This is a genomic window from Pseudomonas sp. HK3, from assembly GCF_052920985.1.
This window is the reverse complement of record NZ_JBREXD010000001.1, coordinates 192,603-217,905: the sequence shown is the minus strand read 5'-3', so window position 1 is coordinate 217,905 and position 25,303 is coordinate 192,603. Positions and strand designations below refer to the sequence as shown.

28 protein-coding genes and 1 pseudogene are annotated in these 25,303 nt (G+C 43.6%); 23 read left to right on the top strand and 6 right to left on the bottom strand.

Going from position 1 to position 25,303, the window contains the following annotated elements; all coding sequences use genetic code 11:
* Positions 1-8: 8 nt before the first annotated feature.
* Positions 9-1,280 carry a hypothetical protein gene (locus ACU6U9_RS00955; protein WP_446733216.1) on the bottom strand — a complete coding sequence of 424 codons (1,272 nt, stop codon included), beginning with the start codon at positions 1,278-1,280 and terminating at the stop codon, positions 9-11.
* A gap of 271 nt (positions 1,281-1,551) precedes the next feature.
* Here ACU6U9_RS00955 and mpl point away from each other — a divergent pair, with 271 nt between their 5' ends.
* The 5 genes from mpl (at position 1,552) to ACU6U9_RS00930 (ending at position 5,095) form a co-directional block, all read left to right on the top strand.
* The gene (mpl, locus tag ACU6U9_RS00950) at positions 1,552-2,919 is read left to right on the top strand and encodes a UDP-N-acetylmuramate:L-alanyl-gamma-D-glutamyl-meso-diaminopimelate ligase (protein ID WP_446733215.1); all 1,368 of its coding nucleotides are present in this window, start codon (positions 1,552-1,554) and stop codon (positions 2,917-2,919) included.
* A complete protein-coding gene (locus ACU6U9_RS00945; RefSeq protein WP_446733214.1) occupies positions 2,909-3,529 on the top strand; it encodes a flavin prenyltransferase UbiX in 621 nt (206 codons plus the stop codon). The genes mpl and ACU6U9_RS00945 overlap by 11 nt, the downstream gene beginning before the upstream one ends.
* 88 nt (positions 3,530-3,617) lie before the next feature.
* On the top strand, positions 3,618-3,953 hold the full coding sequence (locus ACU6U9_RS00940; protein WP_446733213.1) for a hypothetical protein: 336 nt from the start codon (positions 3,618-3,620) through the stop codon (positions 3,951-3,953).
* Between the two features lie 96 nt (positions 3,954-4,049).
* Positions 4,050-4,280, top strand: a complete 231-nt coding sequence (locus tag ACU6U9_RS00935; protein WP_446733212.1) for a hypothetical protein — start codon at positions 4,050-4,052, stop codon at positions 4,278-4,280.
* A 155-nt stretch (positions 4,281-4,435) separates the two neighbouring features.
* Positions 4,436-5,095, top strand: coding sequence for a thrombospondin type 3 repeat-containing protein (locus ACU6U9_RS00930; RefSeq protein ID WP_446733211.1), 660 nt, complete (start codon positions 4,436-4,438; stop codon positions 5,093-5,095).
* A gap of 140 nt (positions 5,096-5,235) precedes the next feature.
* Here ACU6U9_RS00930 and ACU6U9_RS00925 read toward each other — a convergent pair whose 3' ends face one another.
* The 3 genes from ACU6U9_RS00925 to ACU6U9_RS00915 are packed head-to-tail and all read right to left on the bottom strand — an operon-like array spanning position 5,236 to position 7,724.
* On the bottom strand, positions 5,236-5,850 hold the full coding sequence (locus ACU6U9_RS00925; protein ID WP_446733210.1) for a DedA family protein: 615 nt from the start codon (positions 5,848-5,850) through the stop codon (positions 5,236-5,238).
* A gap of 1 nt (position 5,851) precedes the next feature.
* Entirely contained in the window at positions 5,852-6,829 is a 978-nt protein-coding gene (locus tag ACU6U9_RS00920; protein ID WP_446733209.1) for a GGDEF domain-containing protein, read from the bottom strand.
* Complete coding sequence (locus ACU6U9_RS00915; RefSeq protein ID WP_446733208.1) at positions 6,822-7,724, bottom strand: GGDEF domain-containing protein; 903 nt, start codon at positions 7,722-7,724, stop codon at positions 6,822-6,824. The genes ACU6U9_RS00920 and ACU6U9_RS00915 overlap by 8 nt, the downstream gene beginning before the upstream one ends.
* A gap of 206 nt (positions 7,725-7,930) precedes the next feature.
* Between ACU6U9_RS00915 and ACU6U9_RS00910 the strand changes: the two genes are divergently transcribed.
* The 15 genes and pseudogenes from ACU6U9_RS00910 (at position 7,931) to ACU6U9_RS00840 (ending at position 19,780) form a co-directional block, all read left to right on the top strand.
* Entirely contained in the window at positions 7,931-9,187 is a 1,257-nt protein-coding gene (locus tag ACU6U9_RS00910) for a glutamate-5-semialdehyde dehydrogenase (protein ID WP_446733207.1), read from the top strand.
* Positions 9,168-9,827, top strand: a complete 660-nt coding sequence (gene nadD / locus ACU6U9_RS00905; protein ID WP_446735041.1) for a nicotinate (nicotinamide) nucleotide adenylyltransferase — start codon at positions 9,168-9,170, stop codon at positions 9,825-9,827. Before ACU6U9_RS00910 ends, nadD begins: the two co-directional genes overlap by 20 nt.
* Positions 9,828-9,832: 5 nt before the next feature.
* Positions 9,833-10,168 (top strand): ribosome silencing factor, encoded by a 336-nt coding sequence (gene rsfS / locus ACU6U9_RS00900; RefSeq protein WP_446733206.1) that lies wholly within the window; start codon positions 9,833-9,835, stop codon positions 10,166-10,168.
* 6 nt (positions 10,169-10,174) lie between these two features.
* Complete coding sequence (gene rlmH / locus ACU6U9_RS00895; protein WP_446733205.1) at positions 10,175-10,642, top strand: 23S rRNA (pseudouridine(1915)-N(3))-methyltransferase RlmH; 468 nt, start codon at positions 10,175-10,177, stop codon at positions 10,640-10,642.
* An 81-nt stretch (positions 10,643-10,723) separates the two neighbouring features.
* Positions 10,724-12,580, top strand: coding sequence for a penicillin-binding protein 2 (gene mrdA, locus ACU6U9_RS00890; RefSeq protein WP_446733204.1), 1,857 nt, complete (start codon positions 10,724-10,726; stop codon positions 12,578-12,580).
* A 55-nt stretch (positions 12,581-12,635) separates the two neighbouring features.
* The gene (rodA, locus tag ACU6U9_RS00885) at positions 12,636-13,766 is read left to right on the top strand and encodes a rod shape-determining protein RodA (protein WP_446733203.1); all 1,131 of its coding nucleotides are present in this window, start codon (positions 12,636-12,638) and stop codon (positions 13,764-13,766) included.
* 4 nt (positions 13,767-13,770) lie between these two features.
* Positions 13,771-14,739, top strand: coding sequence for a lytic murein transglycosylase B (mltB, locus tag ACU6U9_RS00880; protein WP_446733202.1), 969 nt, complete (start codon positions 13,771-13,773; stop codon positions 14,737-14,739).
* A complete protein-coding gene (locus ACU6U9_RS00875; protein WP_446733201.1) occupies positions 14,736-14,903 on the top strand; it encodes a hypothetical protein in 168 nt (55 codons plus the stop codon). The genes mltB and ACU6U9_RS00875 overlap by 4 nt, the downstream gene beginning before the upstream one ends.
* A gap of 76 nt (positions 14,904-14,979) precedes the next feature.
* A pseudogene (locus ACU6U9_RS00870) lies at positions 14,980-15,237 on the top strand (septal ring lytic transglycosylase RlpA family protein); the annotation flags it as partial.
* 6 nt (positions 15,238-15,243) lie between these two features.
* Positions 15,244-15,495, top strand: a complete 252-nt coding sequence (locus ACU6U9_RS00865; RefSeq protein WP_446735040.1) for an SPOR domain-containing protein — start codon at positions 15,244-15,246, stop codon at positions 15,493-15,495.
* A 69-nt stretch (positions 15,496-15,564) separates the two neighbouring features.
* The gene (locus tag ACU6U9_RS00860) at positions 15,565-16,707 is read left to right on the top strand and encodes a D-alanyl-D-alanine carboxypeptidase family protein (protein WP_446733200.1); all 1,143 of its coding nucleotides are present in this window, start codon (positions 15,565-15,567) and stop codon (positions 16,705-16,707) included.
* Positions 16,708-16,769: 62 nt separating this feature from the next.
* A complete protein-coding gene (locus ACU6U9_RS00855) occupies positions 16,770-17,045 on the top strand; it encodes a YbeD family protein (protein WP_446733199.1) in 276 nt (91 codons plus the stop codon).
* Entirely contained in the window at positions 17,045-17,689 is a 645-nt protein-coding gene (gene lipB / locus ACU6U9_RS00850) for a lipoyl(octanoyl) transferase LipB (RefSeq protein ID WP_446735039.1), read from the top strand. The genes ACU6U9_RS00855 and lipB overlap by 1 nt, the downstream gene beginning before the upstream one ends.
* Positions 17,686-18,651 (top strand): lipoyl synthase, encoded by a 966-nt coding sequence (gene lipA, locus ACU6U9_RS00845; protein ID WP_446733198.1) that lies wholly within the window; start codon positions 17,686-17,688, stop codon positions 18,649-18,651. The genes lipB and lipA overlap by 4 nt, the downstream gene beginning before the upstream one ends.
* A 235-nt stretch (positions 18,652-18,886) precedes the next feature.
* A complete protein-coding gene (locus ACU6U9_RS00840; protein ID WP_446733197.1) occupies positions 18,887-19,780 on the top strand; it encodes a histone H1-like repetitive region-containing protein in 894 nt (297 codons plus the stop codon).
* A gap of 74 nt (positions 19,781-19,854) precedes the next feature.
* Here ACU6U9_RS00840 and dsbD read toward each other — a convergent pair whose 3' ends face one another.
* Both dsbD and ispB read right to left on the bottom strand, forming a co-directional pair.
* Complete coding sequence (gene dsbD / locus ACU6U9_RS00835) at positions 19,855-21,642, bottom strand: protein-disulfide reductase DsbD (protein WP_446733196.1); 1,788 nt, start codon at positions 21,640-21,642, stop codon at positions 19,855-19,857.
* A 90-nt stretch (positions 21,643-21,732) separates the two neighbouring features.
* On the bottom strand, positions 21,733-22,701 hold the full coding sequence (gene ispB, locus ACU6U9_RS00830; protein ID WP_446733195.1) for an octaprenyl diphosphate synthase: 969 nt from the start codon (positions 22,699-22,701) through the stop codon (positions 21,733-21,735).
* A 339-nt stretch (positions 22,702-23,040) separates the two neighbouring features.
* Between ispB and rplU the strand changes: the two genes are divergently transcribed.
* The 3 genes from rplU (at position 23,041) to cgtA (ending at position 25,144) form a co-directional block, all read left to right on the top strand.
* On the top strand, positions 23,041-23,352 hold the full coding sequence (gene rplU, locus ACU6U9_RS00825) for a 50S ribosomal protein L21 (RefSeq protein ID WP_446733194.1): 312 nt from the start codon (positions 23,041-23,043) through the stop codon (positions 23,350-23,352).
* A 110-nt stretch (positions 23,353-23,462) separates the two neighbouring features.
* Complete coding sequence (rpmA, locus tag ACU6U9_RS00820; RefSeq protein WP_446733193.1) at positions 23,463-23,723, top strand: 50S ribosomal protein L27; 261 nt, start codon at positions 23,463-23,465, stop codon at positions 23,721-23,723.
* A gap of 194 nt (positions 23,724-23,917) precedes the next feature.
* The gene (gene cgtA, locus ACU6U9_RS00815) at positions 23,918-25,144 is read left to right on the top strand and encodes an Obg family GTPase CgtA (protein ID WP_446733192.1); all 1,227 of its coding nucleotides are present in this window, start codon (positions 23,918-23,920) and stop codon (positions 25,142-25,144) included.
* Positions 25,145-25,303: the final 159 nt, after the last annotated feature.

Here is a 25,303-nt window from a genome sequence, read left to right as displayed (position 1 = left end):
CTCCTCCCTTAAAATACAGTATCAATTGATACAGTCAGCATGTTAACGCTGTCAGGTTCGTTGTTAGCTGCTTGCGCAGTCGCATAATCAGCTGATGTAAATAAGCCACCCACATCTCCCGCATCAATAATGTCATATTGTACTTTTAACGCGGTGCCGGCCATCATGTCATAACGCAGACTTAAGCCGATGCGATTAGTATCGTAGTTATTACCAGCTTGAAATGTTTGCACACCACCAATCACTTGCTGAGCAGTCGCATTACCCCCTGCGGCGGCGGCTTGTAAACCAGCCACACTACCAAATGGCGCTAAAGATGAGTTGTTATCGAAAGCTGCTTGTAAGGTACGTTCTTTGTCATCTTGCGATTCAGCAATGGCGTATGTTAATGCAGGCATCCATCGTCCTATGCGATAACCAAAGGTAGCATAAACGGCATCAATATCAGCGAGCTGTTCGTCTACTTCTATTTGTGTGTATTCTGTGGTGAAGTAAATATTACCAGGGTCATAAGTCACGCCAGCGCTGGTAAACGTGCCTGTGATACCCGTTAATTCATTCGAGCCATAAAGGCCGATAGCTCCTTGTAATGTAGCGTCAACCACATCCAATGAAGAGATGGCATAGGCAACACGAGCGGACCATGTGTCAGCTTGAAAGGTGGAGCTTAATGATAAAATATCGTTTAATGCAAATGATTCACTGGATGATTGGCCATAAGCAAACTGCACGCTAAGCAAATTATCGCCAATGTCTGTGCCGTAGGTTAAATCAAAGCCATCCATATTTGAAAACGGCTCTAGTGCCGAATAGGTTTCAGCGGGCATTTGTGCCCAAGGTACCGCATAACCGATATCAAGGTATTCGCTTAACATGTAGGCTGGAGTACGAATACGGCCAGCTTTCATTGAAAAATTGTTACTAAACTGATGTTTGAAATAAACCCACTCGGCTTTTGTGTTCCATTCGTTTTCACCTCTGCTAACCAGCTGGGTGACAACGCTATTATCGTCATCTATTTTAAATGACATTTGCAGGCCAACTTTACTAAAGCGATTGAAGTTCACTTCGTCATTAACGTCGTTATACTTTACCTCTTCATCCGAAATAGTCGCCGATAAACTAGCAAAGCCATTAATGCGCAGCTTGTTGCCTTGCTCTGAAATACGTTTATTTATTTGTTGAACCTGCTGATTGAGCTGCTCTAAAGTCACAGCCTGAGTTGGCAGCGCAGTGAGTAGTAATGGAAGCGCTGCGCAGACAATACGTTTCATCGCCATAATTCATCCTGTTTATGTTGATTAGTGAACAACCCGAAGTAAGGCTGGGGCCATACATTAGGTGTAGCACATATGTTTAAAAGCGCTAAAAATGGTTTGAAAATACTAAAAAAGCAGTAAGCGACTGGCTGAGTTGTACATTGTTTGTTCAGTATTTGAGTTTTAATTCGTACAGGTCCACGGTTTAAGTGCCGCATGCTGACATGCCTACCAATTCGTCACTCTTTAGTTTTAAATAGACAACACAAAAACAAGGTCATACAGATTAACGATGCATATTCATATATTAGGTATTTGTGGCACATTTATGGGGTCGTTGGCGCAACTGGCCATCGCACAAGGTCACCGTGTGACGGGCTCAGACCAAAATGTTTACCCGCCCATGAGCACTCAACTAGAGCAAGCGGGTATTGAAATCATGCAAGGTTTTGCTGAAAGCCACTTGCAACCTAAGCCAGACTTAGTGGTGATTGGTAATGCCATGAGCCGCGGTAATGTGGCCGTTGAATACGTATTAAATAAGCAGATCCCTTATACCTCTGGTCCTGCTTATTTAGCTGAGCATATCTTAAAGAATAAATGGGTCATGGCAGTCGCGGGTACTCATGGTAAAACCACGACTACAAGTATGTTGACGTGGGTATTACAAGATTGCGGTTTCGAGCCTGGATTTTTGATTGGAGGTGTACCAAAGAATTTTGGTGTGTCTGCTCGCATGGGCGCTAGCGATTTTTTTGTTGTAGAGGCTGATGAATATGACAGTGCCTTTTTTGATAAACGTTCAAAATTTGTACACTACCAAGGCCGTACAGTGATTTTAAATAACCTTGAGTTTGATCATGCCGATATTTTTAACGACATCGAAGCCATCAAAACGCAGTTTCATCATTTAGTGCGCACGATTCCGAGCGATGGCCAAATTATTTACCCAGCGGACGAAGCACACCTACAAGCGACATTAGAAAAGGGTTGCTGGACGCCTAAGGTTGAAATAGGTGTTGATTGGCAATATGAACTTATTGATGCATCAGGCTCTCGTTTTAATGTGCTGCAAAAAGACAAGATGGTGGGCGAGGTCAATTGGACACAAACGGGCATTCATAACGTCAAGAATGCATTGGTGTGTATCGCCGCCGCTTATCACGTGGGCATTTTACCTAAAGATGCGATTACGGCTTTAAATCGCTTTGAAGGTGTGAAACGCCGTATGGAGCTTGTGTGCAAGGTTAATGATATTGAAGTTTATGACGACTTTGCTCATCACCCAACGGCCATCGAAAGCACCCTAGCAGGCGTTAAAAATAGCGATCGTTTTCAACATATTTGGGCGGTGATTGAACCAAGATCCAATACCATGCGTATGGGAGTACACAAACAAGCATTGCCCACTTCCGTTAAAAATGCGGATACCAGTATTTGGTTTCAACCAAAAGGTCTTAATTGGGATATGCAGCCCGTTATTGACGGGTGTCGTGAAATAGGTCAATCGGCACTATTAATGGACGAAGTAGACGCTATAATCGCCCACCTTACAGAAAACGCGAAAGCGGGCGATGTGATTGTATTAATGAGTAACGGCGGTTTTGCTGGGATTCATCAACAGTTAGCTCTGGCTTTAAAGGATAAGTATGGCGCTTGAATACACACAGCATGCTCCTATTACCGTTGCTATAACAGGTGCATCGGGCGCGCCTTATGCCTTGCGATTGTTGCAATGTTTAGTGGCCGCAAAACGACCGGTTTATGTGATGGTAAGTAAGGCGGCGCAGGTTGTTTTTGCCACAGAAGCGGACTTAAAGCTGCCAGGTACACCTGAAAAAATGCAAGCGGTGCTCTCTCAATACTGCCAAGCAGAAGACGGCCAGATTACCGTGTTTGGTCGCGAACAATGGTTTGCGCCAGTTGCCAGTGGCTCGGGCCGCAAAGGCCCTATGATAGTATGCCCTTGCTCAACGGGTACATTGAGCGCGATTGCCACAGGCGCGAGTAATAATTTGATTGAGCGTGCCGCGGATGTGGCGATTAAAGAAAAGCGTGCGTTAATTCTTGTACCAAGGGAAACCCCGTTCAGCCCAATACACCTAGAGAGCATGTTAAAGCTTGCCAATATGGGCGTGACCATTATGCCAGCCAGCCCAGGGTTTTATCACAACCCCAAAGGCATTGGTGACTTAGTGGACTTTATGGTGGCGAGAATGCTGAATCACTTGGGGATTGAGCAAGCGCTAATGCCCTTGTGGGGCGAATGAATTAATTTTAAATATTCATAAATAGTTAGTGGCATCGCAATAATGTCGATGCACTATTGATGAGATAGAGACTGGATTAGGAGTCCAAATGAAGTTGACAGAACGAGATATTAAAGTCGCCATTGTTGCCGCTATTTTAGCGTTTGCGGTTGCCGTCATTATGCTTGATATGAAAGGCTATATTAAACACATGAGTGCTGAAGACGAAAACGTCATAGATACACTTAGAGTATTGTCCGTCGATTTAGAGAGTACCACTAAAGTGTCACCTAAATCGTCAAATAAAGAAGCGTTCTGCGTCGATGGTTATTTACTTGTACGACCAGAGAAAAATAATTCAGGAAACGCGGTTGCCGGAATTATCGTTGATGATAAAAATCGAGCGATTGCGTGCTCAAAAGTATTACTAGCACCAGGCCAATAGCCTTGTGTGGTTAGCCATGGACGGCTAGCCTTTAATGATTAATATGCACTGGCTTTAAAATAGGTGCAAAGGGACGTAACTTAAAAGAATCAGCTTATGAATAACAATAATAAAAACGAGCAGATCCATAAATTAGAACGTGAAATTTGGTTGTTTGAGCAATGGTTACAAAGCATTGATGGCCAAGTAGGTGATACACAAGCTCGTATTCGTCACGCTTATAAAGAATGCATAACGTCACGAAAACTCGAATTAGCTAAATTATTATCGAACCAAGACGATGTCGCACATTCACAGCAGACGTCTCCTAATCAGTATGGGCAGTAACAAGCCCATTATGTGATTGATCGAATGCTCTGTGTGCTGGCTGTTTTTATCTACCTCACTCTCAGTTAATCAATATCAACGCCTTGTGTGATAGATGACATTCGTTGACTGTGTGATAGACTTGCGCAAAATAATAATTAAAAAAGCATATTCCCATGGGTAAATTCGCCTTATTACTAATGTGTTTCGGCGCATTAGGTTTGATCAGTTCATACTCTCAAGCAAAAGATGTTGATAGTGACGGTGATGGTATTGCTGATCGCTTCGAACGTTTGTTAAAAACCGACCCCAAAAATGCCAAGAGCAAACCAGCTGATTTAGACGGTGACGGCATCCCTGATGGTTATGATCTGGATATTGACGGCGATGGTGTCAATAACTGGCAAGATCCGTTTCCTCGTAATGCTCAAGAAAGTGCCGATGTTGATGGCGATGGCGTCGGTGATACACAAGATACCGACAGTGATGGCGATGGCTTTACAAATGCACAAGAGCAGCAGGCCGGCACCAATCCTAACAATAAAAAAAGTTTTCCCGATCAGTCAGGCCCAGTACTCGAAGTTATGGATATGCCAGAGTCCGTACAAGAACGCATTGTCGCTATTCGCGGTATGGCGTTCGATATGGGAATGGGCATTAAAAAGATACAAGTTGTGAATGCCGATGGTGATATTTTTCTTGGCCAGTTTGATTACACCACTCACTTCAGCGTATTAGTGCGCTTGAGCAAAGGTGAAAATCAGTTGCAAGTGGCTGCGTACGACAGTGCAAATAATGTTAGCCGCCAGTTTGTCACCCTAAGTTATAATCCTTAAATCACATGTTTACTTTATTTATTAAACAAACTTAATCTAAGGCAAAGTAAGTAATCGGCTAAAGTATTAATTAAGCCTATTAAGGAAGCACCCTAGGTGAGAAAGGTCGTGAAGGAATCACGGCCTTTTTTTATGTGTTTTTAATCATCTTTTTTATTAGCACTGTTTTTCTTGAGTGTGTAGCTTGCGGCCATTGCAATGAGTGTGATGAGCGTCAAAAGTAACAATCCTTCCCAGCTTAATAACCACTTAATATTAACCGCTTCACCTAATAAGTAACTTGGTAATAAGTAAGCTAACCCCCATGCGATAGCGGATAACCCGTTTAAGAGCATGAAATATCGAACGGGCATGTCCATCATGCCTGCCACCATTGGAATAAACGGACGAATGGGCCCAATAAAGCGACCAAAGAAAATACTTTTTCCGCCATGGCGATGAAAAAAATCATGACCACTTGTTATCCACTGAGGGTTATTTTTGAAAGGCCAAGCATTAGGTAAATGAGGTTGGAAAATACGACCAATATAAAAGCTGATTAAATCCCCTATAAAAGCACCCGATATGGCGCAAGCTAATAGCAAATAAACATTTAACTGTAAGTTGCCAGCCATAATACTCGCCGCTGTAATTAATCCCACGCCCGGTACAATAATGCCTACCACTGCAAGTGATTCACATAACGCAACAACAAAGATAGCAACAAAAATATACGCAGGATTTTGCGATAGAAAAATAAGAATAGAATCGATCATATTAATTGTTGAATGACATCAGTCTTAAAGCGGTTTGCTGTTGTTTGTGAACAAAGCCACTGGCTCGATCTAGGAAACTTTCAGCGCTTTCTTTATGATTTAAGCTGGCTAAACCAACGTTTAATTGTAAGTCACCAACGTCACCCCAATGCTCCTCCTCCATTTCTTTGAGTAAACGCTCTTTTAATACGACGCCACCCTCCATTGAACAGTTTGGTAATAAAATAAAGAATGTGCCCTTACCATTGTGAAATATATCATCGCCAGCTCGCAGTAGTGCGATTAATTTATGGCGAAAAATTTTAACAAGGCGGTTGCTGGCGTTTTTACCATGAATATCTTGAATTTGTTGGTAATCATCAATGGTAATCGCCAGCATAGAGAGCGTTCGGCTGGTGGTTTCGCTTCGGGCAATTTCTTGATGTAATTTTTTTAAAAGGTAGCGACTATTATAAGCGCCGGATTGATAATCGGTGACGGCTAATTTCAATAAGTTAGTTTGCTTCAGTGTATTAACATACGCATAACATAAGGAGCACATACTAATAAGCATATAGATGAAAACAAACTTTAATGTTTGCTCTGTACTTATTATAAATATGAGTTGTGACAGTGTGCATAGCACCACAGTCGTATTTAATAAAAACGCCCAGCTTAAAGGCAGTGCAAAATAACTAATAACGGGAAAGACATACACCCAGTGCATGGTCAGCTCTGGATTGAAATTTAATTGGTACTGCATTAATAATGCAACCGATGAGAGGGTCATTAAATTAATGTACTGGCTCATTGCACGATTGCGATTAAGAAATAAAAAAACGGAGGTGAAAATCAAAATAGCAATGGTCATGAGTTGAATCAGCAATACATCAAAATGCCCAAAAAAATAATGTGTAATGCATAATAAACTCATGGCCCCAGCAATGAGCGCATACAGTAAACTTAATGCAGGTTCTTTCTCCATACTGATATCAAACATGCTTAAGCTCCTGATGCGCTTGCTGAATCAAGCTGTCTTCAGTGTCTCCCACGTTTAAACTGGCAAATCCGACTTGGGTGTAACCTTGAATGCTTTTAGGCATTTCACTGACCATTTGCTTTACCGTGATCAGTGCATTGTGCGAATTAGTATGGGGCATAATAATGGCAAAATCGTTGCCTTGAAGTCGATAGTATTGATCAAAGGGGCGTAAAAAATGCTCGATAGCCTGAGCGCAGAGCTTGGCTAGTGATGTGGTTTTTTCTCCCTTTTTACTGTTGCTGTTATACGTTATATAAACAAGCAATAAACCGGTTCCTTCACGTTCTGCGCGGTTGATTTCGGTATTAAGGGCGGAGCGCAAAAACTTTTCCAGCTGGGCCCCTGTTTCTTCATCGCTGCTAATAAGTGGTTCAAGCAATTGGTTGGTGCGAGATTTTACCATGGCTAAAAATAACGCAATGGTGCTAATGGCGGCATAACTAAATAGAATCTGGGCTTGGATAAGAGCTGGGCTGTACTGGATGAATATGTAAATTGCCAAGGGCGTGTAGGCGAGTACACACCAAATGGCAGTACGCAGTGAAAACAAAAAGAATGCGGCAATAGGAAAAAAATAAGACCAATAGCTGTGTTCGGCTTTGATGTCGGCCGTGAATAAGGAAAATACAGCCAGTAATATTAAAAACAGTGTGTCGACGTGATTACCAACTTGCTCTTGTTTACCAAATATAATGTAGGCGCCGTTAATCGTCAGCACAAGACCAAGTAACAGGGTGAATAAGGCAATGGTATTGGCCCCTGTCAGGTACTCAAGGTAAGCAATCAAACTTAAAATCACAGTGCCGATGACGCAAAATAAGATGCGAATGTGATTAACCGTTAATGCCTGCATGAAAGAGTGTCCTATAAAGAGCAAAACGCTGCCCTTGGCCTATAAATGCGAGCATATATTACCCACACACACAGGTTTAATACTAGCACGGACGAATCATTGTTTGGGTAAGCTCGCGGTTCAGGTATAATCGCGGCACTTTTCTTACGATTTGCCTCCACGGCCCTAGGCCACATAATCAGGTAGGCAGCGATTGGGTAGATTTAATGGATGTAAAACACTACATGCTGCAAGTAGGCCAACAAGCCAGAGCAGCCAGTGCCGCTATTGCCAAAGCCGATAGTGGAGAGAAAAACCAAGCTTTATTTGCCATTGCCACCGCCATTGAAGCGGCACGCGATGAACTCATGGTGGCAAATAAACAAGACATGCAGCGTGGCCAAGCTAATGGCCTAGACGCAGCGTTGCTAGACCGTTTAGAGCTGACGCCCGCTCGAATCGACGCCATGATTGAAGGCTTAAATCAGGTGGCCGCCTTGGCGGATCCAGTTGGTGGAATTACGGACTTAGAATACCGCCCATCGGGTATTCAAGTGGGTAAAATGCGGGTGCCTTTAGGTGTGATTGGAATTATTTACGAGTCTCGCCCAAATGTAACGATTGAAGCGGCGAGCTTATGCTTAAAGTCTGGTAATGCGGCTATTTTACGGGGTGGGTCCGAGTCAATAGACTCAAACCAAGCCCTCGCTAAGTGCATTCGCCAAGGCTTGGCAGAAGCCGGTTTACCAGAGCAGGTCGTACAAGTGGTTGAAACCACCGACCGTGCGGCAGTCGGTGAGTTGATCACCATGCAAGAATATGTCGATGTGGTGGTGCCTCGCGGCGGTAAAAGTTTAATAGAGCGCATCAGCAAAGACGCTAAAGTGACGGTCATCAAACATCTTGATGGTATTTGTCATGTGTATATTGATAATGATGCGGATTTAACCAAAGCCGTGAATGTGGCCATTAATGCTAAAACCCATCGTTATGGTACCTGCAACACGATGGAAACGTTATTGGTTCATGAAGCGGTTGCGGCAAAAGTATTGCCTCAGCTTGCCAGAGCCTATGGCGAGTTAGAGGTTGAATTACGCGGCTGTGAGAATAGCCGTGCTATCGTTGCGAGCATGTTACCTGCAACGCAAGAAGATTGGTCTACCGAGTATTTAGCGCCAATTTTAGCGGTGAAAGTCGTGAATGACATGGATGAAGCCATTATTCATATTAACCAATACGGCTCTCACCACACCGACAGCATTATTACGGAAAACTATACAAAGGCTCGCCAGTTCTTGCGCCAAGTGGATTCAAGCTCGGTAATGGTTAACGCATCGACTCGCTTTGCTGACGGTTTTGAGTATGGTTTGGGTGCTGAAATTGGTATTAGTACCGATAAAATTCATGCCCGTGGCCCAGTGGGGTTAGACGGCTTAACCTCGCAAAAATGGGTGGTATTAGGTGATGGTCATATCCGCAACTAATACGGCGAAACATTATGTGGTTATGGGTGGGACATTTGACCCAGTGCATGATGGCCATATAAAAAGTGCGCAACAATTAGCTAAGGTGATGGGGTATGCCCATATTTACATGATGCCCTGCGGTGATGCCTATCATAAACGAGGCGCGTCACACGCTAAGCATCGAGTAGCCATGTTGAAGCAGGCGCTAGCGCATCAATTGACGCTACTTATTGACCCAAGAGAGACACTGCGCGAAGGTGCGACCTATACGGTTGATACCCTTATTCAATTACGAAAAGAGCTGGGTGAAGCGGCTCATATTTGCTGGGTGCTAGGCACAGACGCAGCAAAAGGGTTAACGCAATGGCAAGATTGGACGCTGTTTTTTCAGTTGGCCAACCTCATTGTGATTAATCGTGCGGGCGATGTATTGGCTGACCAAGACACCCATCTATGGCCAGCAAAGCAAGAACCAAACATCGAAAGATTTAAACAGCAAGCAAATGGCTGTTTGATGCAAGTGGCACTTGAGCCAGTTGCAGTGTCGTCGACGGAGATTCGACAGGCATTGCGCAAACAAGAACCTGTGGATGGCCATGTGCCACAGCCTGTTATGAACTATATTGAGCTACATGGGCTCTATCGAGGTAAAAACTGAAATCAATGGACACTGCAAAATTAAGTGAAATTGTAATTGATGCGCTTGAGAACTTAAAAGCTCAAGATATTACGAGCATCAATGTAAAAGACCGCACATCCGTAACCGATATAATGATTATCGCCACCGGCACCTCTAGCAGACACGTGCAAGCGGTCGCAGATAACGTTTCTGAAAAATCAAAAGCCGCAGGTTTAATGCCGCTGGGCTCTGAAGGTCGTGGTAATAGCGACTGGGTATTGATCGATTTAGGTGATGTGATTGTTCATGTGATGACCAGCCAAGCTCGTGAACACTATGATCTTGAGCGTTTATGGAGTGAGCCGCGCGTTGCGCAATAACCGTCCATGAAGATTAGAATTCTCGCCGTTGGGGGCAAAATGCCCTCATGGGTAGAGCAAGGTTTTAATGAATATGCCAAGCGTCTACCTAACGAATGCCGCCTAGAGTTAGTGGAATTGCCACTGGGGCCCAGAGGCAAAAATCAATCGCCTGCTAAAGCCATCGAAAAAGAAGGCCAAGCTATGTTAGCGGCAATGAAACCGCAAAACACCTGTGTGGCACTTGAAGTATTAGGCAAGCCTTGGAGCACGCAAGTACTCTCTGAGCAGCTAACGGACTGGCGCATGATTGGCCAAGATGTGGATTTATTGATAGGTGGGCCGGACGGCTTAAGCAAAGAATGCTCAGCGAAAGCAAAATATAAGTGGTCATTGTCGCCGTTAACCTTGCCACATCCACTTGTGCGTATATTGTTAGCAGAGCAGCTTTATCGAGCTTGGACGATTTTGAACAATCATCCCTATCACAAGTAAGATAGTAACTACTTGTTTTTTAATAATAAAAAAGCCTAAATGGTACGCAATCTATTTATCTGCTCCATAAGTGATGACTAAATGAGTTTTGCCTCAAAGGACGCACGAATTGAAAAAGACATATTTACTAAGCGCGCTTATTTAGCGGGCTTTTGTGTGTTTTTGTTAGTGTGTGCTTTGGCAGCACGTATGTCATTTTTACAGATTACTCAGCACGATCTCTATGCCAGTAAGTCTGAAAACAATCGTGTGCAATTAAAAACCGTAGAGCCCATTCGAGGTTTGATCTTTGATCGCAATGGCGTTTTATTGGCCGAAAACCTGCCCAGTCATAGTTTAACCATTGTGCCGGAGCGTGTGGATAACATGTCTCAAACACTTGGGCTAATCGAAGCCTTGGTAGGCATAACCCCTGAAGAGCGTGAAAGCTTTGAAAAGCGAGTAACGGCTTACCGTCGGCCCTACGAAGCGATAGCTCTTAAATATCGACTAGATGAAACCCAAATTGCCAAAATAATGGTGAACGATTATTTCTTAAAAGGTGTGCAAGTCGAAGCCGAATTAGTGCGCCATTATCCAATGGATGAGGATTTCGCCCATGTGATTGGTTACGTTGGGCAAATGAATGAAGCAGAGAAAAAACGATTAGACCCTATTCAATATAAGGTCACTCGACGCATTGGTAAAATTGGTATTGAGCGCCATTACGAAAAAGAATTGCATGGTCAAGTGGGTTATCAAAAAGTTGAGACTAATGCTCAGGGCCGTATTTTAAAAGTTCTAGAAAAGCAAAGCTCGATTCCGGGTAAAAACATCATTCTAAATTTAGATGCTCGACTACAGCGTACCGCCATGGAAGCATTTAAAGGGCGCCGTGGCTCACTTGTGGCAATGGATCCAGCAACCGGTGGCGTACTGACCATGGTATCCAGCCCATCTTTTGACCCTAATCTGTTTGTAAACGGCATCAGCTACAAAGATTACAATTCATTAAGAGATTCCCTCGACACACCATTATTTGACCGTGCGGCGCGCGGACAATACCCGCCAGGGTCCACCATGAAGCCGTTCCTGGGTTTAGGGTTTTTAGAGACGGGTGCGACCAATTGGAAAGAAGAAATTAAAGACCCTGGTTGGTACATGCTTGAAAACGACGAGCGTGTTTATCGAGATTGGAAGCGTCGGGGCCATGGTGATCACATTAATTTACGTGATGCCATTATTCAGAGTTGTGATACCTATTTTTATGAAATGTCATTTAGAACCGGCATTGATAACTTACATCCCTTTTTATCAAAATTTGGCTTTGGTCAAAATACGGGTTTAGATATAGCCAATGCATTGCCTGCACTGCTACCAGACCGAGAATGGAAACGAATATACAGAGGGCGCTCTTGGTATGCTGGCGATACACTTAATTTAGGTTTGGGCCAAGGTTTTATGTTGGCAACACCATTGCAGTTGGCAACGGCCATGAATGTATACGCTGCAAAAGGGCAGTGGCATCGAGCAAAATTGGTTCAATTTATTGATAACGAGCCACTAGTAGAAGAAACCAAGCCGGATGATATTCTCCTAAAGAACCCCGAAAATTGGGATAAAATGAATAATGCTATGGAAGGTGTTATTAAACATTATTTGGGGACGGCCAGAGGTTTAAAACGAAACTTGAAATATCGTTTAGCGGGTAAAACCGGTACGGCACAAATTGTTGGCATTAAGCAAAACGAAGAATATGACTCTGAGGCCTTGCTTGAGCGTCAGCGTGATCACGCCTTGTTTGTAAGCTTTGCTCCAGTTGATGACCCTAAAATTGCAATAGCCGCAGTGGTTGAAAATGGAGAGTCAGCGGGTGCGACTGCGGCGCCTATTTCGAAGAAAGTGATCGATCAATTTTTAAACGATGATCGGCCCAAAGGAATCGCCTATGATTTTTAACAACATTAACGCGGTTGCCTTATGAAGGTGTCGATGGGCGTTTGCGAGGTGTGCCATGGCCGGTGATTTTATCCGTCAGCTTGATGATTCCGGTATGCAAAGTGGTCGTGGTATTTTGCAGCGCTTAAATATCGATATCACCATGCTGTGTTTGTTATTGCTGCTGTGTGCTGGTGGGTTATTTATTTTATATAGTGCCAGTGGGCAAAATATGGGCATGGTATATCGCCAAATGGTGTATTTAGGCTTAGGCTTTTTGGTCATGGTGGTGGTTGCACAAATTGATCCTCGTTGGTTTCAGATGTCGGCGCCTTGGGTTTATGGTGTCGGCATTATTGCTTTGATTTTGGTATTAGTTGCAGGCGTGGGGGCAAAAGGTGCCCAGCGCTGGTTAAGTGTATTTGGTTTGTTTCGTTTTCAGCCGTCTGAGATTATGAAACTCGTAACGCCTATGATGATTGCGTGGTATTTGTCGTCTAAATTATTACCACCAAGATTAAAAGTCATTGTTGTCGTGTTTACCTTGATTATGTTTCCGGCATTATTAATTTTTAAACAGCCAGATTTAGGTACGGCTCTGTTAATTTCATCGGCTGGTATCTTTGCTTTACTATTTGCAGGCTTAAGCGGCCGTTGGATTGTAATCGCTATTGTGACGGTTTTAGCCGTCGCTCCTGTTATGTGGTATGGCGTTATGCATGATTATCAAAAGCAGCGAGTACTGACATTTTTAGACCCTGAAAGTGATCCATTAGGCTCTGGCTGGAATATAATACAGAGCAAGACAGCAATTGGGTCTGGTGGGTTAGAAGGTAAAGGCTGGATGCAGGGCACTCAGTCTCAGTTAGAGTTTTTACCTGAACGTCACACCGATTTTATTATTGCCGTTTATGCAGAAGAGCAAGGGTTAATTGGGGTGTTGCTCTTATTAATACTGTATATGCTCATTACTCTGCGTGGAATTTATATGGCATCGCGTGGTCGAGATACCTTTGCAAGATTATTTGCAGGTGCGTTGATCGTCACGTTTTTCATCTACGTGTTTGTTAATATAGGAATGGTGAGTGGAATTTTACCGGTAGTGGGTGTGCCTTTACCGCTAATTAGTTACGGTGGTACGTCCATCGTTACCCTAATGGCGGCATTTGGCGTTATCATGTCAGTTTATATGCATCGTCGGATTTAATGTTATGAGGTTTACTGTGTTAGTAGCTGGTTTTGTTGTGTTGTTAAGTAGCATTTCTGTTTCTGCGGGTGGTTATGAAGACCACCCTAAATATGAGCCTTTTATCGCGGAGATGATAAAAGAACATAACTATGATGAAAAAGTATTGCGTGACGTGCTCTCACAAGCTGAGCGTAAAGATAAGATCCTTGAAGCGATCTCTCGCCCAGCTGAAAAAGTGAAACCTTGGCATGAATACAGAGATATATTTTTAACCGAGAGTCGCGCAAAAGCAGGTAAGGCATTCCTTAAAGAGCATAAAGCGACATTTGATGCCGTAGAAGAAAAATATGGCATTCCTCGTGAAGTTATTGCCGCCATTATTGGTGTTGAAACCTACTATGGCCGAATCACAGGGAGTTATCGTGTTATCGATGCTTTAGCGACCTTGGGGTTTGATTACCCAAAACGGTCGTTATTTTACCGTGAACTTAAAAATTATTTCCTAATGGTTCGTGATAATGATCTTGATCCTCTAACGATTAAAGGCTCTTATGCGGGTGCAATGGGTTTGGGTCAGTTTATTCCATCAAGTTACATTAGTTATGCCGTGGACTTTGATGGCGATGGGAAAAAAGATCTTTGGACCAATGTAGATGATGCCATCGCAAGTGTTGCGTATTACTTTAAACGCCATGGTTGGCAAGCGGGTGAGCCAGTCGCAAGCTCAGTAACGCTTTATAACGCAGAGGCAGACAAATTTGCCAATACCGGTTTATCGTTAAATGCGACGGTCTCTGAATGGAAGACGCGCGGTGTCAATACGCCAAAGAATATGAAAGATCGCGATGCGGCGCTTTTTCGGTATGACTTAGAAGAAGGTCAAGATTATTGGCTTGTGTATAAAAACTTTTATGTGATCACTCGTTATAATCGTAGCAGCATGTATGCACGTGCTGTGTCTGACTTTAGTGAGATATTGAAACAACCATGAAATTGATTCAGGCTTGCAGCATTATTGGTTTAATAATATTGGTGCAAGCTTGCTCCACTTCGCGCTATCAGCAACGTCACGATAGTACGCCGTTATTTCAAGCAAGCATTTTAAACCTAGACGAACCCAAGCCGATTCGGGAACCACTTTCTAGGCGAGGTTAATCCTGACCAGTATGAAGTATGGGGAAAGACCTATGATGTACATAAAGGCTTAACCGAATATTCACAGCAGGGTGTTGCGTCTTGGTATGGTGAAAAGTTTCACGGACACGATACCAGCAACGGTGAAAAGTTTGATGTTTATCAATTTAGCGCCGCGCACAAATCATTACCATTACCTAGCTATGTTCGAGTGACGAATCTAGATAACCAAAAAAGCTTAGTGGTTAGGGTAAATGATCGAGGGCCTTTTCATGGTGATAGGTTGATTGATTTATCTTATGCCGCAGCGGTTCGTTTGGGCTTTCATAAACAGGGGACAGCCAACGTAAAGGTCGACTTATTGGCCGCACCGCTTCCTCCAAGTGAATATTTATTTTTACAAGTGGCCGCATTTGAAGCCGAGCCTTCGGCTTTAAAAATGCAGGAGACGTTAGCGGCGGCTGTGCAAGAGCCGGTTTACATCACCAAAGATGCAAGCAATGGTAAAATTCTACACAAGGTGCGCATCGGCCCCTTGGACCCGGCTAAAATAGACGTGGTCCAGAGCACATTACAAGCACAAGATATTCATTCTACCTTGATCGTGCCTTAGCAACTCTTACCAAACACAATAAGCATGCTACAATGCGTCACCATTTTATTCATAGCTAATTACGGTCCTATGCGTTTACTTACTTTTTGCTTGGTCTTTTTGTTTTCTTTTGCGTCTTTTGCTGTCCCTAATATTATTCCTCAGCCTCCGGCTTTAGCCGCTAGCTCGTATATCCTAATTGATGCCAATAGTGGCGATGTATTAGTTGAGCATAATGCCGATAATGTGCTGCCACCAGCCAGCTTAACCAAAATGATGACAAGCTTTATCGTCACCGAAGAACTAGATTACGGCAATATCAAAGAAGACGACCTAACGCGGATTAGTGTGAAAGCTTGGAAAGCCGAAGGTTCTCGCATGTTTATTCGCGAAGGCACCTACGTATCGGTGAAAGACTTATTAAAAGGTGTGATTATTCAGTCCGGTAATGATGCCAGTATTGCATTAGCTGAGCATATTAGCGGAACAGAAGAAGCATTTGTTGATGTCATGAATCAATATGCAGCGTCATTAGGCATGGTGAATACTCGCTTTAAAAATGCAACTGGATTACCTGCTAAAGGGCATGCATCCACAGCTCGTGATTTATCCAATTTAGCTAAGCACATTATCAGTGATCACAAAACATACTATCCTCTTTATAAAGAAAAGAAATTCAAATACAACAACATTGAGCAGCCTAACCGTAACTTATTGCTTTTTTGGGACCCAAGAGTAGACGGTCTTAAAACAGGCCATACTGAAGAAGCGGGCTTTTGTTTAGTGTCTAGTGCCACAGAAGACGGCATGCGTTTAATCGCTGTTGTAATGGGCGCTAGCTCAGAGCGTTCCCGTGCTCGTGAATCACAAAAGTTATTAACATATGGTTTCCGCTATTACGAAAGCCATAAATTATATGATGCACAAGAGACCCTTCAAACTCAAAAAGTATGGCTAGGCCAAGAAGAAGAGTTGGCTTTAGGTGTTAAAAACGGTGCTTATATCACCATACCAAGAGGGCAAAAAGGTAACTTAGATGTTCAGTACAGTATTGATGATGTAATTAAAGCGCCTATCATTAAAGGCATGGAATATGGCCATATGACGGTCTCTCTAGGCGATAAAGTTTTGATGGATAAACCTTTGATTGCATTGAGTGAGATTGAAGAAGCTGGCTTTTTCTCGCGAATTTTAGATTATATTAAATTGTTCTTTTACTCCTTATTTAGTTAGGCCCTTGCATTTGCCTGTTTAACAACCATATTGGGGTTGAACAGGTTACCACTAGACGAATTATGGCTCAGAAAACACAACCCCCTAAAATTGAATTCCCCTGCGCAAATTACCCGATTAAAGTATTGGGTCAGTCAGGTGACGACTACGAATCATTTGTGATTGATATCATGCGTGTGCATGCACCTGACTTTGATGTTAACAAACTCAAAGTCAATCACAGCAGTAATGGTCGTTTTACATCGGTTACTTTTTTTGTAACGGCGACATCTCAAAAGCAGCTAGAAGAGTTACATGCTGATTTTATTCGCCATGATCGTATAAAGATGGTTATGTGATGCAGCTAGGTGTGCGCTATTTGGAAGGTGAGCTTGCATACGAACCCGTATGGCAGGCAATGAAGGCCTTTACCGATACGCGTGATGCGCACACTCAAGATGAAATATGGATACTTCAGCACCAAAGAGTATTTACCCAAGGGCAGGCAGGTAAACCAGAACATTTACTGCTGACAGGTGATATCCCTGTTGTTCAAGCAGACCGCGGCGGACAAGTAACGTATCATGGCCCGGGTCAGATCACGGCCTATATCATGGCTGACTTGAAACGCTTGGATTTAGGGCCACGGTCATTGGTCGATGGGATCGAAATCAGCTTGGTAAAACTATTGGCCCAGTACGATATCCAGGCTTACCCTAAAGCAGATGCGCCTGGCGTGTATGTTGGTGAAAGTAAAATAGCATCATTAGGCTTACGCATTCGTAAAGGGTATAGTTTCCACGGACTCGCGCTTAATGTTGATATGGATTTAGAGCCCTTTTTACGCATCAACCCTTGTGGTTATGCCGGAATGAATATGACACACATGGCTGAGCATACTTCTCAACCAAATATAAAGGTCGTTGGCCAAAAGCTAGTCGATCAAATTGCAACCTGCCTGCCTTACGAGGGCACACTAGAATTAGGTAATCACTTACCATGAGTACAGAGAAAAAAGCCAAGGTGGTTCAGGGTGAAAAAATGCGCGGCGCTGATAAGGTCGCTCGTATTCCAATTAAAGTGATTCCTACGGAAACGATGCCGCGTAAACCAGATTGGATTCGTGTGCGTATCCCGGCAAGCCCAAAAATCAATGAGGTAAAACAAAAACTACGTAAACATGGTTTACATACCGTTTGCGAAGAAGCCTCTTGCCCTAATATTGGCGAATGTTTTGGTGGTGGTACCGCTACCTTTATGATTATGGGTGACATTTGTACACGTCGCTGTCCGTTTTGCGATGTAGGACATGGTCGTCCAAACCCGCTTAATGCAGATGAGCCAAAAGAACTGGCCACAGCCATTGCCGACATGGGACTAAAATATGTTGTGATTACCTCGGTTGACCGAGATGATTTACGCGATGGTGGTGCTCAGCATTTTGCTGATTGTGTGCGTTACTCTCGAGAGTTAAGTCCAACTTTAGAGATGGAAATATTAGTACCTGATTTTCGTGGGCGTATGGATGTAGCCTTAGAAATTCTGGCGCAAACCCCGCCAGATGTGTTTAACCATAACCTAGAAACGGTGCCGTCCTTATATAAAAAGGTGCGCCCGGGTTCTGACTATCAATGGTCTTTGGATTTATTAAAGCGTTATAAGGCTTTGTGTCCCGATATCATGACTAAGTCAGGATTGATGCTAGGCATTGGCGAGACCAAAGAAGAAGTGATTCAGGTTATGCAAGATATGCGTGACCATGATATCGATATGATTACCTTAGGGCAGTACTTACAACCAAGTAAACATCACTTGGCTGTAGAGCGTTTTGTACACCCTGATGAATTTGACGAGCTGGGTGAACTGGCAAAACAAATGGGATTCAAACGTGTGGCCAGTGGTCCCATGGTTCGATCCTCATACCATGCAGACCAGCAGATGAAAGGTGAACCGTTGCTGAAATAAAATCAGCAGCAGGTTGGAAAGTGGTCTTTAATTAACCTGAATATCCCTATTTTTGTGATTATTGTTGGGCAATTCGAGTGAAATACCTCGAATTTGTACAATAACTCACCGTAAATGGAGAGTATTTTAATTTTTAACTGTATTAGTTTTGGCCTATTGCGCGAAGATGCGTATAATATGCGCGACTAGATTTATAGATGTCATCAAAACTATTTCAGGAGTGAGCAACTGATTCATGGCTAAACCTGGCAAGCGTTCAAAAGTATCACAGAAACGCCCTTCCTATAAAAAAATCATCAAGCAGCAAGAAAGCCAACCAGAGAATATTGTCGATCAAATCGCGGCATTAGAAGCTCTACTAGGTGGCGGCAGTGATGATTCTAAGGATGTGGTTAAAGCCAAAGCTGAGCCTCAAAAAGATCCTGAGGAACAAAAGCGCTTAGAAAATGAGCGTGCAGCGCGTAAGGCAGAAATCGAAGCACTCGAGGTAGAGCGTTCTAAAGAGCGTGCATCTCGTGAAGACGAGCGTCGTAAGCTTCAGCAAGAGCTGATTAAGCAGCAAGAAGAGCGTGAGGCTCGTTACAAAGAAGAGCAAGAAAAGCTGAAGGTCGAGCAGCTAGACAAGAAAGAGTTGAAAAAACAACTTGTCGAAGCGAAGAAAGAGCAGAAGCGTCTACAGAACTTAGATCGAATTGGTAAGCTTGATGCTGCGCAGAAAAAGCGCTTAGCTGAAATAGCCGAATTCGTAAAAAGTGGCGTAGCACCGCAATCATCTGTTAAAAAAGCCGCACCTGAAAAAACGTCAGCGAAAGCGACGACAGCTAAGAAAACAGCGGCTAAGAAAACAACCGCCAAGAAAACCACTGCTAAAAAAGCAGCAGTGAAAGCAGAAGACGACAGCGCTGAGAAAAAAACCACAGCGAAGAAGACAACTGCTAAAAAGTCGACAGCGAAGAAAACCACTGCTAAAAAGACAACAGCTAAGAAAACCACAGCTAAGTCTACGGCGAAGAAAACAACCGCTAAGAAGACAACGGCTAAGAAAACCACAGCTAAAAAGACCACCGCTAAGAAAACTACAGCGAAAAAGTCGACAGCTAAGAAAACCACAGCTAAAAAGACTAAATAGTTTTTACTGTGTTTTGGTGGTAATAAAAAAACCCAGCATATGCTGGGTTTTTTTATGTCTGTCTTATATATCTGTTAAGGGTCGAACTGTTGTAAGTGATTAATAAACTTCTCTTTACTTATCTCACCTAAAATATTGGCCTCGTCTATTAATTCACCATTTAAACCGTAAAACAATAATGCAGGGGGGCCAAATAAATTATGTTGCTCAAGATAGGCTTTGTGAAAATCATCAAAGCGAGTGATATCAAATTTGATGCGCACAAAATTTTCTAGCTGCGCTTGTACCTCTGCATCTTTGAATAATGTATTGCTCATGATTTTGCATTCAATACACCAGTCAGCGTATATATCCAAAAATACAATTTTTTCATCTTGCTTGGCTTGATTCAAAGCCGCGTTCAGCTCGCTTTGCTCACTTAATGTTTGAAAAAAGCCATTGCTATATTGAGCATTGATTTGCGCTGAGGTTGTAGAGGGCGAAGTAGGGGTTGCTGTTAACGGCCCCAATACCAGTTTAAATATAAGAGCGCTTGCAAGTATAAAACCTAATAGCGCAACACCTTTGATTAAGCGCTTGCCATAAGTAGCGGCAGGCTCAAAAGCACCGAGTACGACGGCATAGACTGCGATCAATATAATCCAGCCAGCCATGTAAATGGTTTCAGGAATAAAACGCCCCAGTAGCCATAACGCTACGCCCAATAGTAATACGCCAAAGAAATGTTTAACGCCGTCCATCCAGGCGCCTGCTTTGGGTAAGGCATATGCGCCACTTGTGCCGATGATGATAAGCGGTAAGCCCATGCCTAGGCCTAGCGCAAATAAAGCAAACCCGCCTAATACGGCATCGCCAGTTGTGCTGATGTAAAGTAGTGCGCCAGCAAGTGGGGCGCTTACACAAGGGCTAACGACGATTGCACTGAGTGCGCCCATTAGTAGCACGCCTATTAGGCTGCCACCCTGTTGCTTTTGATTTAAATTATCTAACGGTTCTTGAATAAAGCGAGGGAGGCGCAATTCAAATAAGCCAAACATAGCAAGCGCCAATATGACAAATAAGCCTGCAAAAATACTCAGTACCCAAGGTTGCTGCATATAAATTTGAATATTAAAGCTGGCGCCGAGCGACCCCACTAATACGCCTGCCAGTGCAAACGTTAGCGCCATGCCTAAAACATATACGCCAGACAGTACAAAGCCTTGTCGTGCTGTTAGTGATTTTTGTCCTGCAATAATACTTGAAATAATTGGCATCATCGGAAGTACGCAAGGTGTGAACGTCAGGCCCATGCCTAGCAATAAAAATGTGGCGAGAATTAAAATTAAACCGGCACTTTGTAAGAAGCTTAAAATACCGTTAGCCTGATCAAGGTTGCTTGTGTTGTTTGGCTGTGTCGTATCTGAAGCTGAAGCGGTGCGATCAAAAGGTTCAATTTCAAGTAATGCCGTTTGTGGTGGATAGCACAGGCCAATGGCTTGATCGCAGCCTTGATAGCGCATTTTTAATTGCTGAGTGTTGTCTGGTAGTTGCGATAGCTCCACTTGGGCAGTGGCTGAATTAAAAAAGACAGCTACATCGCCGAAACTTGGGTCGCTGATAATTTGTGGTGTTTCTACGAATTGTGAATGAGGGTAGGGCGTTTTATCAAGCAGGCTGAGTTTTAGCTTATCTTGGTATAGGTAAACGTTATCAGATAATTCAAACTGAATACTGAGTTGCGAGCCGTCTTGTATTTGGCTGAATTTGATCGCTTCATGAGCTGGCAATGGTCCGGCTGTATCGTCAGAAAACAAACCTGCCCAGCTGACTTGCGCGGCAAAAAAAGAAAAGAATAAAGAGAGTAAAACGCGCTGTAGCATCTTAAATGTTCCGATAATTTTTTATTCAGACCATGATGCTGCAAATAAGTGCCATTGCCCAGAGGCAATGGCGGATTTTAATTGGAGTTGTTAACTGCTACGCGAAAGCGCCATTTCAGCCAGTGCCACCAAGGCTTCTTTAGCTGGGGTGTTGGGCAGTACATCAATAGCCGCTTGGGCCGCACTGACATGTTCGCGCGCTTTTTGATTGGTGTAATCAATGGCACCACAGGCTTGTACGATTTCAATGATTTCCGCTAAATTTTCGGTGCCGCCCTTGCGAATGGCCTGACGAATCATGTGTACCTGTTCATCGCTGCCATGTTGCATGGTGTAAATGAGCGGTAGAGTGGGCTTACCTTCAGCTAGGTCGTCACCCACGTTTTTACCTAATTCTTCTGCGTTGCCAACGTAATCAAGTACGTCATCCACAAGCTGAAATGCCATGCCAGTGTGGTGGCCATATAGGCGTAATGCTTCTTCTTGTTCCGTGTTTGCGCCAGCTAATACAGCACCGGAATGGGAGCTTGCCTCAAAGAGCATGGCTGTCTTGCCTTCAATGACCGCCATATATTGCTCTTCGCTGACATTGGGGTTTTTTACATTCATTAGCTGCATCACTTCGCCTTCGGCGATGACGCGCGTTGATTTTGACAGAATATCCATGATTTTAAGTGAGCCAAGCTCGACCATCATCTCGAACGCGCGGCTATATAAGAAGTCACCAACTAATACGCTAGGGGCATTGCCCCATTTAGCATTAGCGGTGGCTTTACCACGGCGTAAATCAGAGGTGTCCACCACGTCGTCATGTAAAAGCGTTGCGGTATGTAAAAATTCAATAATAGCGGCTAATAGTGCGTGATCTTGCTTGTCATAAGAAAGGGATTTACTTGCAAGCAGCACGAGCAGTGGACGCATGCGTTTGCCACCACTTTCAATGATGTGTTGACCGATTTTAACAACCAATGGGACATCACTGCTGAGTTGTTCTAAGATCAGCTGATTAACTTGCTGAAAATCCTGCTCTACAACTTGATATATGTCTTTTACTAGCATGGGGTAAATCACTTTCCTCAAGGAATGGCTATCCTAATGAGTGATGCTAAAAGAGGCAAGAAAACTGCCTAAATTGCCTCTAAATTCATGGGTTTAAGGCCTAAATGGCAGCGCTTTTCGCTTGGTCCGTAAATCTTTGCTTATTGATGAGGGTTACTATATAATCCGCGACCGACTTGTAGTGCATTAAATGTACATGGTCCGCTCCCTACCATAGAGCTTCAAAGCGAAGTTCATAGAAGTAGGTGCCATCAGCCCGAAAGGGTGGCAGCCAAGCAGCAACCGAGAGACAAGCGATATTGATTGGCTTATGCCATTAAAAGCTCTTTGGAGAGAAACATGTACGCAGTTATCGTAACTGGCGGTAAGCAATACCGCGTTGAAGAGGGTCAAACCCTTAAAGTTGAAAAAATTGAAACTGCAACTGGTGAAGCTGTTCAGCTGGACAAAGTTTTACTAGTTGGCAACGGCGACGACGTTAAAATCGGTCAGCCTGTTGTTGAAGGTGCTAAAGTGACTGCAGAAGTCGTAGCTCATGGTCGTCACAAAAAAGTGAAAATCATCAAGTTCCGTCGCCGGAAGCACTCAATGAAGCAAATGGGCCACCGTCAGTGGTTCACTGAACTGAAAATTACCAGCATCTCTGCTTAATATTTTCAAAGAATTGAACGGCTTTAATCTCGAATGTGATTAAAGCAAACACTAAATTAAAGCTCGATATATTGTTGGTAACGGTGATATATCAGTGAAGGAGAAAAGGCATGGCTCACAAAAAAGCCGGTGGTTCTACCCGTAACGGTCGTGATTCCCAGAGTAAACGCTTAGGTGTAAAAGCCTTCGGTGGCCAGTTTGTTACAGCTGGTTCAATCATCATTCGTCAGCGTGGCACTAAAGTGCACCCAGGTGACAATGTTGGTTGTGGTAAAGACCACACTTTATTCGCGAAAGCCGATGGTTTCGTGAAGTTTGAACAAAAAGGTCGCATTTTCCGTAAGCAAGTAAGCATTGTTGCTTCTAACTAATACGGCCTTATAAACTGGGTTTCAGGTAAATGCCTGTATTCAGTCAAAAAGCTCTGTTGCTTAGGCACAGGGCTTTTTTTAATTGCAAAATCGCACTTTAAAAGTGTAACTGCTGGTTAAGCCCAAGCCAGTGATGATCGTGTACAAAAATATGTGGGCTATTATTAGATGTATGGGTTGCCCAGAGGAATAATATGAAATTCGTTGATGAAGCTTCTATCAGTGTTGAAGCGGGAAATGGCGGCAGTGGTTGCTTAAGCTTTCGTCGTGAAAAATATATTCCTAAAGGCGGGCCTGACGGCGGTGATGGTGGTCATGGTGGCAGTGTATATTTGCTTGCCGAAGAAGCCGTAAACACCTTGGTAGATTATCGCTACGTGCGTCGTTACAAAGCTGAAAATGGCGAAGGCGGCATGGGCAGTGAAATGAGCGGCAAGCAAGGTGAGGATACCTATCTTAAAGTTCCTGTTGGTACCACGGTAATAGATGAAGACACCTTAGAGGTTTTAGGTGACTTGACCGAAGACGGTGCCACTCTAAAAGTAGCCGAAGGCGGTGTGCGTGGCTTAGGTAATATTCATTTTAAGAGTTCAGTGAATCGCGCACCACGTCAAACAACCAAAGGTACGCCAGGTGAAAGCCGCAACCTTAAATTAGAAATGAAAGTACTTGCGGATGTAGGTTTGCTTGGTCTGCCTAACGCAGGTAAATCGACCTTCATTCGTGCTGTGTCTGCGGCAAAACCTAAAGTAGCGGATTACCCATTTACCACTATGGTGCCGAACCTAGGTGTGGTGAGTGTGGCAAAATACAAAAGCTTTGTGGTTGCTGATATTCCAGGTTTGATCGAAGGCGCATCAGAAGGTGCCGGTCTTGGTATTCGATTCTTAAAGCACTTAGTACGTACTCGTATTCTATTGCACATCGTAGATATGAACCCGTTTGATGAATCGACGCCCGCTGAAAACGCAAAAGTAATTGTTAACGAATTAGAAAAATTCTCACCAGAACTTGTGAATCGTGAACGTTGGTTATTGTTAAACAAGTTAGACCTTGTGCCAGAAGATGAACGTGAGCAGCGTTGCCAAGATGTAATTGATGCTCTTGATTGGAAAGGCCCGGTTTATAAAATCAGCGCCATTAGCAAAGAAGGCACTCAGCAAATTAGTTTTGATATTATGAGCTTCTTAGATGCACGTGCAGAAGCCGCTATCGAAAACCCAGAATTACTAGAAGAAGAAGCTGTACATCGTAAGCTTGTCGAAGATGAAGCCCGAGACCGTATGGAAGAACTATACGAGCGTCGTAATGAGCATCGTGCGGCACGTAAAGCGGCCAAGCTGGCTGCCAAAGAAGGCGATGAGCTTGATGATGATGACGACGATGGTGACGGCCCAGAATTCATCTACACCTACGAATAAAAAATCAAAAGCCTGAATATACAGCCTCCTAAGCAGTAGGAGGCTGTTAGCGGGCCACCGTTAATCAGCGCCCTTTCAAATTTACGTTCATTTTTAAACTTCTGTATAGAAATATTGGGCGCGGGGCACCCTCGTACAGATGCATGTCTAAATATACTG